This window comes from Janthinobacterium sp. (assembly GCF_031995485.1).
Classification (GTDB): Bacteria; Pseudomonadota; Gammaproteobacteria; order Burkholderiales; family Burkholderiaceae_D; genus Janthinobacterium.
This window is the reverse complement of the sequence record NZ_DAMAGB010000007.1, coordinates 21,460-38,143: the sequence shown is the minus strand read 5'-3', so window position 1 is coordinate 38,143 and position 16,684 is coordinate 21,460. Positions and strand designations below refer to the sequence as shown.

The window sequence follows — 16,684 nt, the reverse complement described above, 5'->3', positions numbered from 1 at the left end:
ATTGAAAACAATTGGAAACGCGCAGATATTGCGCATGACAACCACTGTGAAAGCATTAGAATAAGCGTATGGCAACCAAGCACGACACAGAAGCCCTGCTGGAGCGGCAAGCCCTCAAGCCGCCGCCGCTCTATCAGGTGGCCTTGCTCAATGACGATTACACCCCCATGGAATTCGTGGTGGCCGTCATTCAGGAGTATTTCAACAAGGACCGTGAAACGGCGACGCAAATCATGCTCAGTGTTCACCGCTACGGCAAAGGAGTGTGCGGCGTGTTCTCTAAAGATATAGCGTGTACCAAAGTGGAGTTCGTTTTAACGCATGCGCGCAAGGCGGGGCATCCCCTGCAGTGCGTGATGGAGGAAGTATGATTGCGCAGGAATTAGAAGTAAGTTTGCACATGGCGTTTGTCGAAGCTCGGCAGGCACGGCATGAATTCATCACGGTGGAGCATTTACTGCTGGCACTGCTGGACAATCCCTCCGCAGCCGAGGTGTTGCGCGCCTGCGCGGTCAATATTGAAGACCTGCGCAAGACGCTCACCAACTTCATTGGCGATAACACGCCGACCGTGCCTGGCACGGGCGAGGTCGACACCCAGCCAACGCTCGGTTTCCAGCGCGTGATCCAGCGCGCCATCATGCACGTTCAGTCGGCATCGAATGGCAAGAAGGAAGTCACCGGCGCCAACGTGCTGGTGGCGATCTTCGGCGAAAAGGACTCGCATGCGGTCTACTACCTGCACCAGCAGGGCGTGACCCGCCTGGACGTGGTCAACTTCATCTCGCACGGCGTACGCAAGGACCAGACCACGGAAAGCGCGAAAGCGTCGGAAGGCGTGGAAGAGGGTGCGCCTGGCGCCGAAGGACAGCCGAAGGAAAGCCCGCTCGACCAGTTCACGCAAAACCTGAACAAGGCCGCTGCCGAAGGCAAGATCGACCCGCTGATCGGACGCGAGGACGAAGTCGACCGCGTGATCCAGATCCTGTGCCGCCGCCGCAAGAACAACCCGCTGCTGGTGGGCGAGGCAGGCGTGGGCAAGACGGCGATCGCCGAAGGCCTGGCCTACCGCATCACGCAGAATGACGTGCCGGAAATCCTGCAGAATGCCGTCGTGTATTCGCTGGACATGGGCGCCCTGCTGGCCGGTACCAAATACCGCGGCGATTTCGAGCAGCGCCTGAAAGCCGTGCTGAAACAGCTGAAGGACAATCCGCACGGCATCCTGTTCATCGACGAGATCCACACCATTATCGGTGCGGGCTCGGCTTCGGGCGGCACGCTGGACGCGTCCAACCTGCTGAAACCGGCACTGGCGAACGGCCAGCTCAAATGCATTGGTGCGACCACCTACACGGAATTCCGCGGCGTGTTCGAAAAAGACCATGCCCTGAGCCGCCGCTTCCAGAAAGTGGACGTCAACGAGCCGACCGTCGAGCAGACCGTGCAGATCCTGCGCGGCCTCAAATCGCGCTTCGAAGAGCATCACGGCGTGAAATACTCGCAGTCGGCACTGTCGACGGCGGCCGAACTGGCGGCGCGCTTCATCAACGACCGCCATCTGCCCGACAAGGCGATCGATGTCATCGATGAAGCGGGTGCGGCACAGCGCATCCTGCCGAAGTCGAAGCAGAAAAAGACCATCGGCAAGAGCGAGATCGAAGACATCATTGCCAAGATCGCCCGGATTCCGCCGCAAACGGTCAACCAGGACGACCGCAGCAAGCTGCAAACCATCGACCGCGACCTGCGCAACGTGGTGTTCGGGCAAGACCCGGCCATCGAAGCGCTGGCCTCGGCCATCAAGATGGCGCGCGCAGGTCTGGGCAAGACGGACAAGCCGATCGGCTCGTTCCTGTTCTCCGGTCCGACCGGCGTCGGCAAGACCGAGGTGGCCAAGCAACTGGCGTTCATCCTCGGCATCGAGCTGATCCGTTTCGACATGTCGGAGTACATGGAGCGCCATGCCGTGTCGCGCCTGATCGGTGCGCCACCGGGCTACGTCGGTTTCGACCAGGGCGGCCTGCTGACCGAAGCGATCACCAAGAAGCCGCATGCGGTGCTGCTGCTCGATGAAATTGAAAAAGCCCATCCGGACATTTTCAATATCCTGCTGCAGGTGATGGACCACGGCACCCTGACGGACAACAACGGCCGCAAAGCCGATTTCCGCAACGTGATCATCATCATGACCACCAATGCGGGCGCGGAGAGTTTGCAGAAGGCTTCGATCGGCTTCACCAATTCCAAGCAGGCAGGCGACGAGATGGCCGACATCAAGCGCATGTTTACGCCGGAGTTCCGCAACCGTATCGATGCCACCATCAGCTTCCGCGCGCTGGACCAGGAAATCATCCTGCGCGTGGTCGACAAGTTCCTGATGCAGCTGGAAGAGCAGCTGCACGAGAAAAAAGTCGAAGCCGTGTTTACCGAGAAGCTGCGTGCCTTCCTGGGCAAGAAAGGTTTCGATCCGCTGATGGGCGCGCGTCCGATGTCGCGCCTGATCCAGGACATGATCCGCAAGGCGCTGGCCGACGAACTGCTGTTCGGCCGCCTGGTCACCGGCGGGCGTGTCACGGTCGACCTCGACGACAAGGACCAGGTCCTGCTGGAGTTCCCGGAACCGCCCGATGCGGCGCCGACGGCAGCACCGGAGACGGTCGAAGTGGAGTAATCGCTGTCGAGCTCTTCAGAAAACCCGCCCACGCAAGTGGCGCGGGTTTTTTTACGTTCATGTGGGCAATAAAGAAGCTTTTCTTCGGGGCGCTTTATGCCAGAATTGTTGTCCGGTATCGACACGATGTCCATGCCGCCCGACCGCTATCTGGATGCCCATATGAACCTTTCCCGACCTCTCTCCCTGCTGCTGTTGTCCGCCGGCCTGCTGGGCAGCGCCTGCGCCCAGGCTGCCTCCAGCTATTTCCGTTTCCCTGCCGTACGCGGCGACACCGTGGTGTTTACCGCCGAAGGCGACTTGTGGAAAAGCAGCGTGCAGGGCGGTCCCGCCCAGCGCCTGACCACCCATGCCGGCTATGAAACCAATGCGGCGATTTCGCGCGATGGCCAGTGGCTGGCGTTTTCCGCTTCGTATGAAGGGGCGCAGGACGCGTATGTGATGCCGCTGGCGGGTGGCTTGCCGCGCCGCATTTCGTACGACAATGGCGGCGTGCTGGTGCTGGGCTGGACGGCGCAGGGCGAAGTACTGGTCAGCACGCAAAACACCGATGGTCCCGCCTCGCGCCGCGTGGTCGCCGCGATCGATCCCGTCAAGCTCACCCGGCGCGTGTTTCCCGTCGCCGACGCCAACGATGCCGTGCTTGACGATGCGGGCAAGACGCTGTTCTTCACGCGTTTCGGCCTGGCCGTCACCAACGACAATGTGCGCAACTACCGCGGCGGCGCGCACGCCCGGATGTGGCGCTACGACCTCGATGGCAAGAGCGAAGCCGTGCCCCTGCATATGGACGCGGCGGCCGACGGCAACAACAAGCGCCCCATGTGGGGGCAGGGCCGCGTGTATTACATCAGTGACGAAAACGGCAGCGACAATCTGTGGAGCATGCTGCCGGACGGTACCGACCGCCGCGCATTGACGCAGCACACGCAATGGGATGTGCGCAATGCCGCGCTGGGCGATGGCAGGATCGTCTACCAGCTGGGGGCCGACCTGCATGTGCTGGACCTGGCAAGCGGCGCCGCGGCATCGCCGCCGCTGCCGATCACGCTGGTGTCGGACTTCGACCAGCAGCGCGCGCGCCAGGTGCGCTCGCCATTGGATACCCTGTCGAACGTGCAGCTGTCCGGCAAGGACGAACGCATTATCCTGACCGCGCGCGGCCGTGTCAGCATCGCCGGCACGGGCAGCCAGCGGCGCGTCGATATCGCGATTCCCGAAGGCGCCCGTGCGCGCGACGCCGTCTTCAGCAGCGATGAAAAATCCGTGTTTGCGATAGTCGACACCAGCGGCGAAAACGAGATCTGGCGCTACGCCGCCGATGGGTCCGGCCCCGGCGAGCGTCTCACCACCGAGGGCGACAGCCACCGCTGGAAACTGTATCCGTCGCCGGACGGTCGCTACCTGGCGCACAGCGACAAGAAGGGCCGCTTCTGGCTGCTCAACCTGGCTACCAAGGCCAATGAGCTGATCGACGACGCGGGCAAGGCCGGCGTCGACAAGCACGATGAAGTGCAATGGTCGCCCGACAGCCGCAACCTGGCGCTGGTGCGCGTGGCCAGCAACGAGCAGCGCGAGCAGATCGGCCTGTACAACCTGGCCAGCAAGGAACTGGTGTTTGTCACCAGCGACCGCTACATGTCCGGTTCGCCCATGTTTTCGCCCGATGGCCGCTGGCTGTATTTTTTGTCGGCCCGCAATTTCCAGCTGGCCAATGGCTCGCCTTGGGGCGACCGCAACATGGGTCCCGTATTCGACAAGCGGGTCGGCGTGTATGCGCTGGCGCTGCAGCCGGGCAATCGTTTTCCGTTCCAGCCCGACGATGAGCTGAGCCGCCCGGGCGTGAAACCGCCGGAAACGGATGATGAAAAGGCGGCCGAACTGGCAGCCGAAAAAGCACTGGAAAAAGCGGGGGGCGGCAAGGCGGCCCAGAAGAAATCGCCGGCCACCTTGCCGGCGATCATCACCAAAGGCCTGGCCGCGCGCCTGTATGAAGTGCCGCTGGCGCCCGGCAACTACACGGCGCTGGCCCTCGACGACAAGCGCCTGTATTTCCTGGAGCGCGACAGCGCGGACAACAAGTCCAGCCTGAAGACCCTGGCGATCGGCAACACCGGCTCCAAGCCCGAACTGCTGGCGTCGAATGTGCGCGAATTCGACCTGGCGCAGGATAAAAAACACTTGTACTACCGGACGGCCGCGGCCACCGGGCCCGGCGAGATGCTGGTGATCGAGGCGGGCGCGAAACTGCCGGCCGACCTGACGAAAGCCAGGGTGAAAGTCGACGACTGGACGTTCGTGTCGAATCCTCGCCTGGAATGGAAGCAGATGTTCAACGACGCCTGGCGCTTGCACCGGGACTTCTTGTACGACGCGAAGATGCGCGGCGTGGACTGGACGGCCGCACGCGCCAAGTATGCGCCGCTGGTCGAGCGCGTGACCGACCGCGCCGAACTCAATGACGTGCTGGGCATGATGGTGGCCGAAGTGGGCGCGCTGCATTCGCAGATCCGTCCCGGCGAATTGCGCCGCACGGAGCAGGAAGGCACGCCGGCCGGCCTGGGCGCCGTGCTGGCGCGTGGCAGGGACGGCTATGTGGTCGAGCATATCTACCGCAGCGAGCCGGAACTGCCGTCCGAGCGTGCGCCGCTGTCGCGCCCCGAGGTGGACGTGAAAGAGGGCGACGTGATCACGGCCGTCAATGGCAAGGACGCCCTGGGTGCGCGCGATATCAGCGACCTGCTGCTGAACCAGGCCGGCAAGCAGGTGCTGCTGCAGGTCAGGCGGGGCAATGCCGCGCCGCGTGCCGTGATCGTCACGCCGGTCGACATGGTGAAACAGACGGCGCTGCGCTATGGCGACTGGGAGCTGAGCCGCGCGGAACAGGTGGCGGCCAGCTCGCAGGGACGCATCGGCTACCTGCATTTGCGGGCGATGGGTGCGCGCGATATCGCCTCGTTCGCGCGCGACTTCTACGCCAATCTGAACCGCGATGGCCTGATTATCGACGTGCGCCGCAATAACGGCGGCAATATCGATAGCTGGATCATTGAAAAACTGCTGCGCAAGGCCTGGGCGTACTGGGCGCCGCCGGGCGTGCAGCCGTCGTCGAACATGCAGAACACCTTCCGCGGCCACCTGGTGGTGCTGGTCGACGAGCTGACCTATTCCGACGGCGAGACGTTTGCGGCCGGCGTCAAGGCCCTGAAACTGGCGCCGCTGGTGGGCAAGCGCACGGCCGGCGCCGGCGTCTGGCTCAGCGACAACACGAGATTGTCGGACAACGGCATGGCGCGCGTGGCCGAAAACGGCCAGTTCGGCCCGGACGGCCAATGGCTGATCGAAGGCGTGGGCGTGGTGCCCGACGTGGAAGTGGAAAACCCGCCGCACGCCACGTTCGAAGGCACCGACCGCCAGCTGGAAGTGGCGCTGGAGATGCTGGCCAAAAAACTCAGGGAGCAGCCGCTGCGCCAGTTCCAGGCGCAGCCGATACCGGCGCTCAAGCGCTAGAGACTGGCGGCGGCCCGGAACTGCTGCGCGCGGCGGCGCGATACTTCCACCAGCGCGCCGTTGGCCAGGACCAGATCGAGGCCGTCCGCCGCGTTTTCCGCCACCGTGGTGACATGCGCCAGGCTGACGATCTGGCGCCGGTTGGCGCGGAAGAACTGGCCGGGCGGCAGCCGTTCTTCCAGCTGGTTCAGCGTACGCAGCATCAATGGCTGTTCCGTCCCGAAGTACACGCGCGCGTAATTGCCTTCCGATTCGAACAGCACGATGTCGGCCAGCGCCACGAACCAGCAGCGCTCGCCATCCTTGATAAAGATCTTGCGCGCGGAATCTGACGTCGCCGTGGCCTGCACGCGCGCGCCGGCGCGCGCCAGTGCCGTGGCCAGGCGCGATGCCTGCACCGGTTTCTGCAGATAGTCGAGCGCGCTCACTTCAAACGCCTGCAGCGCATACTGGTCGTAGGCGGTGCAGAAGATGACGTCGGGCGCCTGCTCCAGCGCGCCGAGCAGGTCGAAGCCGGAGCCGCCCGGCATCTGCACGTCGAGCAGCAGCAGGTCGGGCGCAAGCACGGCGATCTGCGCCATCGCCTCGGCGGCGCTGGCCGCTTCGCCGACGATTTCCACCTCGGGATGCATTTTCAGCAGGCGGCGCAGCTCGGCGCGCGCCAGGCGCTCGTCATCGACCAGCAGCACGCGCAGGACCGTCATGGCTGCGGCAACTGCAACACGGCATGCACGCAGCCGCCGTGCTGGTCCAGCGCCAGCGTGGCCCGGGTGCCGAGCGCCAGCGCCAGGCGCTTGCGGGCATTGTTCAATCCGACCCGGGTCGAGCCGGACTGCGTGCGCAGCACTCCGGTATTGCTGACCGCGATGCGTACCAGGCCGTCGTGGCGGGTGGCGCTGATGTGGATATCGCTGCCCGCCAGGCTCGGTTCCACGCCGTGCTTGACGGCGTTTTCCACCAGCGTCTGCAGCGCCATTGGCGGGATGCGCACGGTGTCCAGTCCCACCTCGATCTCCATCGTCACGCGCAGCCGCTCTTCAAAGCGGATCGCCTCGATCGCCAGGTAGGCCTGCACGGCCTGCCATTCGTCGGCCAGCGGCACGGTATCGTGCGCGCCGGACTGCAGCGCATGGCGCATCAGCGCGGCCAGCTGGTCGACCATATTGGCGGCGGCGTCCTGGTTTTCATAGATCAGCGCGCGCACGCTATTGAGACTGTTGAAGAAGAAGTGCGGGTTGACCTGCGCCTGCAGCGCGCGCAGTTCGGCGTCCTTGGCCAGCACTTCCAGGCGCAGCGTCTCGGCCTCGAAACGGCTGGCGCGGCGCAGCGACTGGATCATCGAATAGAGCACGGTCCAGACCAGGAAGATGCCGAACCACGAGATCAGCGCCGACGGCAGCCAGCGCAGGCTGGTGACGGGGCCGAACGGCTGCAGCACGGCATAGCCCAATCCGGCCAGCACGCACTGCACCAGCGTCATCAGCGCCAGAGATGGCAGCACGTATTGCCAGGCAAAGCGGCCGTTGATCCAGCCGCGCCGGCGCAGCACGCGCCGCCAGGCCATCGACAGCAGCAGGCCGCTGGTGGCGCCCCACCAGCACACGCCGATCACGGGCCAGGTGACGGGCGCAAAACTCAGGCTCAGCAGCGCCAGCACGGCGGCGATATTCCAGCCCGTGAACTGGAAGATCCAGTACCAGTTCAGGCGGGCAAGCAGGGGCGGCTTCGGTGTCATGGCGGCGCAAAGGTCAGCTTCTTATTTGAGGAATTGTTCGATCTGGCCATACATCCAGTCGGGATCATCGTACATGATGAAGTGGCGCGCCGTCTCGGCCATGACGATCTGCACGCCCGGCAGCTGCTGGTACTGGCTGCGGAACACGGCTTCGGTGGCGGCGCGCGGCGCATAGTCCTTGTAGGCGATCCAGGTACCGAGCACCAGCGTGGGGGAGGCGATGCGCGCCACATCCTGGCGCAGATCGGTGCCCATCAAGCTGGCCATGGCGTCGGCCACGCTGTTGCGGTCAGAACGCTTGCCCCAGTCGAGAATGCGCGCCACGTCTTCGGGCTTGCTGGCCATGCCGGCGACGCTGCGCTGCTGGTTGGCGGCAAAGCTGGCGTCATCCTGGGCGCGCATGGCGCTGCGCATCTGCGCCGCCATGCCCTGCAGCTGCTCTTTCGTGATGCTGGGCAACTGCGTGGCGCCCAGCGCCGGCAGCGCGTCGACGATCACCAGTTTGCCCGCCTGCTGCGGATGGTCGATCGCCAGTTTCAGGGCCAGGAAACCTCCCAGGCTGTGGCCGACGATGGCCGGTTTTTCCATCTGCTGCTCGCGGATATAGCCAGCCAGCTGCGTTTCGGCCTGCGCCAGCAGGTCGCCCTCGACCTTCGGCACGCCGGCAAAACCGGCCAGGTTCAAGACATGGCACTGGCGCTGTGGGCGTGCAGCCGCGCCGCACAGGCGCGCCACCGTGCCTTGCCACACCTCGCCCGACGAGGCCAGGCCGGGGATCAGGATCACGGGCGCACCCTGGCCGGTAACTGCGACCTGGAAAGCCGGGTGTGTGGAAACCGGGGCGGCCTGGGCGGCATGGCTGGCAACGGCCATGGCAAACGTGGCGAACAGGGTGGCGCAGTGGTGCAGCAAGCGGTGTGTCATGGCGATCTCCTGAGGGGATGAATGAATAAGCAAATCAGCAGGGAGATGGTAGCCATCGCGCTGTCGCAGCGATACCAGGGCATGATGAACGGTTGCAGCGGCGGATGAATGGCACATCGATGTTCAACAGATCAAGCCTGCCTGCCTCAGACCCACTCTTCCTGGTCCACGCCATCGTCGGCATGGTAGCTGAGGTATTGCACCATTCTTGGCAGGTCGCCAAGGTTGGGCGTGGCGCAATGGGGCAGGGCCTGGTGCCAGATAATGAAGTCGCCGGCCTGGCCCGGCACTGCCACCGGCCGCAGCTGCTGCGGCGCCCACTCGCGCGGATTGTGGCCGGGCGGCACCGTCGCCAGCCAGTCGGCGAGGCGGTGCTGGAAGCCCGGCACGCAGTGAAACGCGCCATGGCTGGCGGCGCAGTCGCTCAGGTACAGCAGGCCTTGCAGCTTGAACGGTATCGGCAAGGCCAGGCTGGTATCCCAGTGCAGCGGGCTGCCCGTGAAACAGGCGTCCCTGGCTTGCGGCGGATTGAAGCTGACCTTGTCGATGGTCGGATAAATCGCCTCGCTGCGATACAGCTGCTGGTAGGCGCGCCGGATGCGCGGCTGGTGGCGGATGGTTTCCAGCGCAGGATGATCGGAAAACTGCAGCATGAAGCCCACCTTGCCCGGGTGCGCCCGGTACCAGGAAGCGCGGTCGTCCAGGCTGGCGCCCAGGTAGTCCCAGATCGCCGCCCGGGCCGCCTCGCATTCGGTGCTCGGCACGGCGCCGCGCAGCACCACATAACCGTTGCGCTCCCAGAATTGCAGGTCATCAAAGGACAGCACGTCGTCGACGATCTCAAACGCGTGGGCTGGCCGCGCGCGCGTGCGCGCCGTGATCCAGGCCAGAAAGGCGTCCAGCGACGGCCGCTGGTGGAACAGGAACTGCAGCGCATCGTCCATGAAGATGCCGCGCGCGTACAGCGCCCTGATTTCCTGCTGATGCCGCGCCGGCGTGGCAGCCCCGGTGTTATCGCCGGCCGGTCCGGCGCTGCGCTGCCACAGGCTGCGCAGCAATGGCATATCGTCCGTCACGGCCTCACCATCATGATGCGCGCAGCCGGCGCCACAAGGTGGTACGGCTGATGCCCAGGTGTTGCGCCGCAGCGTCGCGCCGGCCGCCAAAGCGCGCCAGCACTTCGGCCGCGTTTTCTGCCGGCGCGGGCAGGCTGGCCGCCGGCAGGGAGGGCAGGCCGGGTACGCTGTCGTGCGCGCCCAGCTCGGGGGCGCACGACAGCATGAAGGCGGGCGTCAGCGCCTGCAGCGGTTCGGCCGCCAGGAACAGCGCCAGCCGCTCGCTCAGGTTGCGCAGTTCGCGCACATTGCCGGGCCAGCCGTAGCGGCGCAGCAGCGGCGCGCAGGCGAGGATCTGCGCATGCAGGTTCGGCTGCGGCCGCGCGCCCAGCGCCGCCAGCGCCTGTTTCAGCGACCATTCAGTGAGGCCGACGATGTCCTCGCTGCGTTCGCGCAGTGCCGGCAGCCGCAGGCGCAGCACGGCCAGGCGGTAGAACAGGTCGGCCCTGAAGCGGCCTTCGCGGATGCGCTGCTCGAGGTCGCAGTGGGTGGCGCTGATGATGCGCACCTGAATCGGGATTGGCCGCGTGCCGCCCACGCGCACCACTTCGCGCTCTTCCAGCACGCGCAGCAAGCGCGTTTGCAGTGCCAGCGGCATTTCGCCGATTTCGTCCAGGAACAGCGTGCCGTGGTTGGCCGCTTCGAACAGGCCCGCGTGGCCGCCGCGGCGCGCGCCGGTAAAGGCGCCGTCTTCATGGCCGAACAGTTCCGATTCCAGCAGCGACTCGGCGATGGCGCCGCAATTGATGGCGACAAACGGCCGGTTGGCGCCCAGGCTGCGCGGGCTTTCGCGGTGGATCGCCTGCGCCACCAGTTCCTTGCCGCTGCCGGTCTCGCCCTGGATCAGCACCGTCGCCGGCGACCTGCCGAACAGCAGTACCGACTGGCGCAGCGCTTCCATCGCGACCGACTCGCCGCGCAGGTCGTGCAGGCCGTGGCGCGCGCGCTGCGCTTCGGCGCCGCTGGCGCGCTTGCCGCGGCTCGCTTCGAGCTGGGTCAGGCGCGCCAGTTCCAGCGCATCGTCGAAGGCGCGCCGGATCGCCGTGGCCGAATACACGAAGACCGCTGCCAGCCCGGCTTCCTCGGCCAGGTCGGTTACCAGGCCGGCGCCGACGATCGCCTTGATGCCGGCGGCCTTGAGTTCATTGATCTGCGCGCGCGCGTCTTCTTCGGTGGCATAGGTGCGCTGTGCGATGCGAAAGCCGAAGGTGGCGGCAAATTCGGCCAGTTCCGGCATCGGATCCTGGTAGGTCACCACGCCGATGTGCGGCGAGATGCGCCGCGCGCGCGCCAGCGCCTGCATCACGTCGTAGCCGCTGGCCTTGGCGATGATGACTGGCACCGACAGCCGGCCTTTCAGGTAGGCGCCGTTGGAGCCGGCCGCGATCACGGCGTCGCAGCGCTCGACGGCCATGCGCTCGCGGATATGGCGCACGGCGTCGTCGAAGCCCAGGTTGATCGGTTCGATGGTGGCCAGGTCGTCGTATTCGAGCGTGATGTCGCGGAACAGGTCGAACAGGCGCGACACCGAGACGGTCCAGATGACGGGCTTGTCGCGGTGATCGAGCATGGGCAGGGAAGGGCGGCGCATGGGGCGATTGTAAATCATTTGTTTCAGCGGCTGGCAATGAAACCATCTTGCAACAATAGTGAAACCGGCAAGTGGTCTGTTGTATGGCGTGGACGTGCACCAACTTGGCAACCGCGATGGTGCGCAAGATGAAAAAATGCACGCAAACTGGTTTATGATCTGTCAGCATTCTTGTTGCCTGAATGCATATTCTTGCTGTCCATTTAACCTTGGTATCCATGAACCGCGTTCCGACCAGTCCTGATTTCATTGCCGAGGCCCTGCAGCTGATCGCCTTGCCCGCCTGCGCCTGCGACGCATGCGGCATGGTGGTGGCCGCCAACGGCGCGCTGGCCGACCTGCTGGGCATGGATCTGTCGGGCCGGCTGCTGGCCGATTGCTTCAGCGACGCCTGGCGCGCCTCGAGCACCAGCCTGCTGCGCGCCGCGCTGGGTCCGGCGGGGCGCGAGCGCCAGTGGGAAAGCTGTCTGCAGGGCGCCGATGCGCCCATCGCGGTGCAGGTCTGGGCCAAGCCGCTGCAGGTGGCCGGCGGTGCGGGGCTGGCCGGCGCCACGCTGGTGTTTGCCGATATCAGCGTGCAGCAGCGCGACCAGCAGGCGCTGCGCAAGTCGCTGCTGGAACAGCAGGCGATCCTGGAAAGCGCCGCCGTCGGCATCCTGTTTTCGCGCGATGGCGTGATCGACGAGTGCAATATCCGCGCCGCCGAAATGCTTGGCTATGCGCGCCACCAGCTGACCGGCATGCCGGGCGCGGCGCTGTACCGCTCGCAGCTCGATTACGACGCGCTGGGCCAGCAAGCGGGGCCCTTGCTGTCGATCGGCCGCTCGTTCCGTACCGAGCTTGAATTGCGGCGCCGCGACGGCAGCCTGTTCTGGAGCCGCCTGCATGGCCGCGCCGTCGATCCGCTCAATACGCAGGACGGCACGGTGTGGATCGTCGAGGACATCAGCGACCACCGGCGCGACGAGGACCAGCTGCGCCGCGCCATGCTGGAAATGCAGGCGGTGATGGACAATGCGCCGCTGGCGATCGGCTTCCAGCGCGACAAGGCGATCCTGCGCTACAACCAGCGCTTTGCCGACTGCTTCGGTTTTGATGGCGACAGCGGCGTGGGCCTGCCGGTGGCCGAGCTGTATCCGACGCACGCGGCCTACGACAGCGTGGTGCGCCAGGCGGTGCCGCTGCTCAAGCAAGGTGCGCCGTTTCGCGGCGAGATGGAAATGCGCCGGCGCGACGGCAGCACCTTCTGGGCGCTGGCGTACGGCTATGTGATCCATGCCGAGCATCACGACGGGCGCACGCTGCAGGACACGATCTGGATTTTCGACGACCGCAGCGCGCAGAAGGCGGCCGAGGAAGCGATGCGCCGGCTGATGCTCGAGCAGCAGGCGATCCTCGACAATGCCTCGGTCGGCATCCTGTTCTCGCGTTCGCGCCTGGTCTTGCGCTGCAATCCGCGCTTTGCCGAGATGTTCGGCTACCCGCAGGACGAGATGACGGGCATGCCCGCCAGCGCGCTGTTCCCGTCGCCCGAAGCGTATGCCGCATTCGGCGCGCAGGCGTCGCCGCTGCTGGGGCAAGGCCTGCCCTACGAGCAGGACGAGACGCTGTTCCGGCGCCGCGACGGCAGCCTGTTCTGGTGCCGCATCCGCGCCAAGGCAGTCGACCAGCAGCACAGCGAACAGGGCACGATCTGGATCCTGGAAGACGTCAGCGCCAGCCGCCAGTCGCAGATGGAGGTGGCGGCCATCATGACCAACGCCTCGGTCAGCATCCTGTTTACCAAGAACCGCCTGATCACGCGCTACAACCTGGGCTTTGCCGAAATGTTCCGCTACCAGGGCGACGAGGCGCTGGGGCTGCCGGGCCGCGCGCTGTACCGCTCGCAGGATGCGTACGAGTTGCTGGGCGCATCGGCGTTTCCCTTCCTGTCGGTCGGCAAACCATTCCAGACCGAAGTGGAAATGCAGCGCAAGGATGGCAGCACTTTGTGGGCCCAGCTGATCGCCTACCTGGTCGATCCGGCCGACGTGGCCGCCGGCACCATCTGGATCATCGAGGACCGCACGGAAGCGAAGCGCGCGGAAGAGTCCTTGCGCAACGCGCTGCTGGAAAACCAGGCCATCCTCGACAGCGCCGTGCTGGGCATCTCGGTGGTGGAGAACGGCTTCAACCTGCACGCCAACAGCAAGATGGAAGAGCTGTTCGGCTATGGCCCGGGCGGCATCAACGGCCTGTCCGTGCAGGCCCTGTATCCGGACCTGGCGTCGTGGAAGGCGGCGCGCGGCGAAACGGCGCGCGACTTCGAGGCGGGCCGCGTGCACATGTCCGAGTACCAGCTGGTGCGCAAGGACGGCAGCCGTTTCTGGGCGCGCCTGTCGGGCCGTCCGTTCGACCTGGCGCACGCGCATGGCCGCTCGGTATGGCTGGTCGACGATGTGACGGCGCGCCGCGAGGCCGGCGAAGCGGTGCGCCGCGCGCGCGACGAACTCGAATTGCGGGTGCAGGAGCGCACCGCCGAACTGGCCGGCGCCAATGCGCTGCTGCAGGGCGAGATCGTCGAGCGGCGCCAGGCCGAGGCGCGCGTGCACCACATGGCCTACCACGACACGCTGACTGGCCTGCCCAACCGCGCGCTGCTGGCCGACCGGCTCGAACGCGCCATGCTGGCGTCGCAGCGCAGCAAGGGCAAGCTGGCCGTGATGTTCATCGACTTGGACCGCTTCAAGAACATCAACGATTCGCTCGGTCACATGACGGGCGACATCCTGCTCAAGGAAGTGGCCGGCCGGCTGTGCCGCGCGGTGCGCGCCAGCGATACGGTGGCGCGCCTGGGCGGTGATGAATTCGTGGTGCTGGTGCCGGGCATGCGCGGCGCCGGCGAGGCGGGCACGGTGGCCTGCAAGATCATCGAGTCATTGACGCCGGCGTTTCCGCTCGAAGGCCATGTGCTGCACATCACGCCGTCGATCGGCATCTGCCTGTACCCGGACGACGGCGACGATGTCGACGCGCTGATGCGCCATGCCGACGCGGCCATGTATCACGCCAAGGCGAATGGCCGCAACAACTACCAGTTCTTCACGCAGAAGATGAACCAGGCGGCGGCGATCCACTTCGACCTGGAAAGCAGCTTGCGCATGGCGTTGGCGCAGGACCAGTTCGAACTGTATTACCAGCCCGTGATCGACATCGCCACGCGCACGCTGCATGGCATGGAAGTGCTGCTGCGCTGGCGCCGGCCCGGCCATGGCCTGGTACTGCCGGACCGCTTCATCCCGATCCTGGAAGAGAACGGCATGATCGTGCCGGTCGGCGAATGGGTGATGCGCAAGGCGTGCGAGCAAAGCATGGCCTGGCTGCGCCAGGGCCTGCAGCCGGTGCCGCTGGCGGTGAATCTGTCGCCGCGCCAGTTCATGCATACGGGGCTGGTGGCGTCGATCGGCGCCATCATCGACGAAAGCGGCATCGCGCCAGGCTTGCTGGAGTTTGAAATCACCGAGACGGCGCTGATGCAGCAGGGCGAGCATACGCTGGAGATCCTGCGCCAGATCAATGCCATGGGACTGCGGCTGTCGATCGATGATTTCGGCACCGGCTATTCCAGCCTGGCCTACCTGAAGCGCTTTCCCGTCAAGAAAATCAAGATCGACCGCGCCTTCATCAAGGACCTGGAAACCAGCGCCGAAGACCGCGCCATCGTCTCGGCCATCATCGCGCTGGCCGACAGCCTGCAGCTGTCGACCGTGGCCGAAGGCGTGGAGACGGAGCAGCAGTTCGCGCTGCTGCAGGCGAAGGGCTGCCGCTATGCGCAGGGCTACCTGTTCTCGGCGCCGATGCCGGTGTCCAATGCGCAGGTATTGCTGGAGCGGCGCCGCGATTGATTAATCGATAGTCGCGACCACCGGGGCGTGATCGGATGGCTGTTCCCATTTGCGGGGCACGCGGTCGATCACGCAGGCGCTGCAGCGCGCGGCCAGTGCCGGCGACAGCAGGATGTGGTCGATGCGCAGGCCCTTGTTCAGGCGAAAGCCCAGCTGGCGGTAGTCCCACCAGCTGAACGATTTGTCGGCCTGCTCGAACAGGCGGAAGGAATCGGCCAGGCCGAGATCGAACAGGCGCTGCAGGGCGGCGCGTTCCTTGTCCGAGACCAGCACCTGGCCGGCCCAGGCAACCGGGTCGTGCACGTCGCGGTCGTCCGGCGCGATATTGTAGTCGCCCACCACGGCCAGCTGCGGATGCGCGGCCGCTTCCTCGGCCAGCCAGTCGTGCAGGGCGGCCAGCCAGCCCAGCTTGTATTCATATTTGTCCGAGTCGACGCTTTGGCCGTTCGGCACATAGGCGCACACCACGCGCATGCCACCGATGGTGGCGGCCAGGATGCGCTGCTGCGCATCCTCATAGCGCGGATTGTTCTTCACTACGTCTTCGACAGGCAATTTCGACAGGATGGCCACGCCGTTATAGGTTTTCTGGCCGCTGAACACTACCTGGTAGCCGGCCGCTTCGATCTCGGCGGCAGGAAACTTGTCATCCGTCAGTTTGGTCTCCTGCAGGCACAAGATGTCGACCGGGTTATCGGCCAGCCACTGCAGCACTTGCGGCAGGCGTACTTTCAGCGAGTTGACGTTCCAGGTGGCTAATTTCATGAGAGCAAGTCCTTAATGGGATGGGGCGATAGCGGCGAATCTTACCGCATGGTGGTGCATGGCGTGCCAAGCGCGTCCGCGACGGCCTGTGGTTTATTTGCCCTACGGGAAGATAAGGTTCAAAAAAGTATATATTTTTAACCAATCGTGACGCATGTTTGCAAGCTTTTTGTGTATCATTGTTCAAGCGCCATGGTTGATTTGCCATAATTGGCGAGTTTGGCATGGTGCTTGGCAACTGAAACATCATAAAGGTGTAAAGTTTCTCGCTAAAACACGACAAACACTACTAAAATGGCACATTGTGACAACCGAGTCATCGTTGTCGCGACCATGAAATGACATAATTGGAATTCACCGTGTGTGATTCTGAATTACATGAACATTGCGCCGCAGGCGGACCATATTGTCCGCTCCAGGCGCCGCTGGTCTTGCGTTATGACTGCAGTACCGTCCCGGTGCGATTGTTTTTCTGCATCAATAAAT

10 protein-coding genes are annotated in these 16,684 nt (G+C 64.9%); 4 read left to right on the top strand and 6 right to left on the bottom strand.

From position 1 onward, the window contains the following. Positions 1 to 68 precede the first annotated feature (68 nt). The 3 genes from clpS (at position 69) to RTQ46_RS07195 (ending at position 6,184) form a co-directional block, all read left to right on the top strand. Positions 69 to 371, top strand: coding sequence for an ATP-dependent Clp protease adapter ClpS (gene clpS, locus RTQ46_RS07205; RefSeq protein ID WP_065306728.1), 303 nt, complete (start codon positions 69 to 71; stop codon positions 369 to 371). Further along, complete coding sequence (gene clpA, locus RTQ46_RS07200; RefSeq protein ID WP_312435535.1) at positions 368 to 2,674, top strand: ATP-dependent Clp protease ATP-binding subunit ClpA; 2,307 nt, start codon at positions 368 to 370, stop codon at positions 2,672 to 2,674. Before clpS ends, clpA begins: the two co-directional genes overlap by 4 nt. 162 nt (positions 2,675 to 2,836) lie before the next feature. Beyond that, the gene (locus tag RTQ46_RS07195) at positions 2,837 to 6,184 is read left to right on the top strand and encodes a S41 family peptidase (RefSeq protein WP_312435534.1); all 3,348 of its coding nucleotides are present in this window, start codon (positions 2,837 to 2,839) and stop codon (positions 6,182 to 6,184) included. On the opposite strand, the gene RTQ46_RS07190 is transcribed toward RTQ46_RS07195, so the two are convergent. The 5 genes from RTQ46_RS07190 to prpR all read right to left on the bottom strand — a co-directional run bounded on the left by RTQ46_RS07190 (position 6,181) and on the right by prpR (position 11,549). Next, positions 6,181 to 6,888: a LytTR family DNA-binding domain-containing protein gene (locus RTQ46_RS07190; protein WP_312435533.1), complete on the bottom strand. Its 708-nt coding sequence runs from the start codon at positions 6,886 to 6,888 to the stop codon at positions 6,181 to 6,183. The two genes, RTQ46_RS07195 and RTQ46_RS07190, sit on opposite strands and share 4 nt — an antisense overlap. Beyond that, a complete protein-coding gene (locus tag RTQ46_RS07185; protein WP_312435532.1) occupies positions 6,885 to 7,919 on the bottom strand; it encodes a sensor histidine kinase in 1,035 nt (344 codons plus the stop codon). Before RTQ46_RS07185 ends, RTQ46_RS07190 begins: the two co-directional genes overlap by 4 nt. 21 nt (positions 7,920 to 7,940) lie before the next feature. Further along, entirely contained in the window at positions 7,941 to 8,843 is a 903-nt protein-coding gene (locus tag RTQ46_RS07180) for an alpha/beta hydrolase (protein WP_312435531.1), read from the bottom strand. Positions 8,844 to 8,989: 146 nt separating this feature from the next. Next, positions 8,990 to 9,919 (bottom strand): phytanoyl-CoA dioxygenase family protein, encoded by a 930-nt coding sequence (locus RTQ46_RS07175; RefSeq protein ID WP_312435529.1) that lies wholly within the window; start codon positions 9,917 to 9,919, stop codon positions 8,990 to 8,992. Positions 9,920 to 9,929: 10 nt separating this feature from the next. Continuing rightward, positions 9,930 to 11,549, bottom strand: a complete 1,620-nt coding sequence (prpR, locus tag RTQ46_RS07170) for a propionate catabolism operon regulatory protein PrpR (protein ID WP_312435528.1) — start codon at positions 11,547 to 11,549, stop codon at positions 9,930 to 9,932. A gap of 218 nt (positions 11,550 to 11,767) precedes the next feature. On the opposite strand from prpR, the gene RTQ46_RS07165 reads away from it, so the two are divergent. Then, complete coding sequence (locus RTQ46_RS07165; RefSeq protein WP_312435526.1) at positions 11,768 to 15,433, top strand: EAL domain-containing protein; 3,666 nt, start codon at positions 11,768 to 11,770, stop codon at positions 15,431 to 15,433. On the opposite strand, the gene xth is transcribed toward RTQ46_RS07165, so the two are convergent. After that, positions 15,434 to 16,198, bottom strand: a complete 765-nt coding sequence (gene xth / locus RTQ46_RS07160; protein WP_312435524.1) for an exodeoxyribonuclease III — start codon at positions 16,196 to 16,198, stop codon at positions 15,434 to 15,436. Positions 16,199 to 16,684: the final 486 nt, after the last annotated feature.

Bases quoted from the DNA above. Each gene is read 5' to 3' on its own strand.
- RTQ46_RS07190 (WP_312435533.1), bottom strand. From the start codon at position 6,888: ATGACGGTCCTGCGCGTGCTGCTGGTCGATGACGAGCGCCTGGCGCGC.
- RTQ46_RS07185 (WP_312435532.1), bottom strand. From the start codon at position 7,919: ATGACACCGAAGCCGCCCCTGCTTGCCCGCCTGAACTGGTACTGGATC.
- RTQ46_RS07195 (WP_312435534.1), top strand. From the start codon at position 2,837: ATGAACCTTTCCCGACCTCTCTCCCTGCTGCTGTTGTCCGCCGGCCTG.
- RTQ46_RS07165 (WP_312435526.1), top strand. From the start codon at position 11,768: ATGAACCGCGTTCCGACCAGTCCTGATTTCATTGCCGAGGCCCTGCAG.
- clpS (WP_065306728.1), top strand. From the start codon at position 69: ATGGCAACCAAGCACGACACAGAAGCCCTGCTGGAGCGGCAAGCCCTC.
- prpR (WP_312435528.1), bottom strand. From the start codon at position 11,549: ATGCGCCGCCCTTCCCTGCCCATGCTCGATCACCGCGACAAGCCCGTC.
- RTQ46_RS07180 (WP_312435531.1), bottom strand. From the start codon at position 8,843: ATGACACACCGCTTGCTGCACCACTGCGCCACCCTGTTCGCCACGTTT.
- clpA (WP_312435535.1), top strand. From the start codon at position 368: ATGATTGCGCAGGAATTAGAAGTAAGTTTGCACATGGCGTTTGTCGAA.
- xth (WP_312435524.1), bottom strand. From the start codon at position 16,198: ATGAAATTAGCCACCTGGAACGTCAACTCGCTGAAAGTACGCCTGCCG.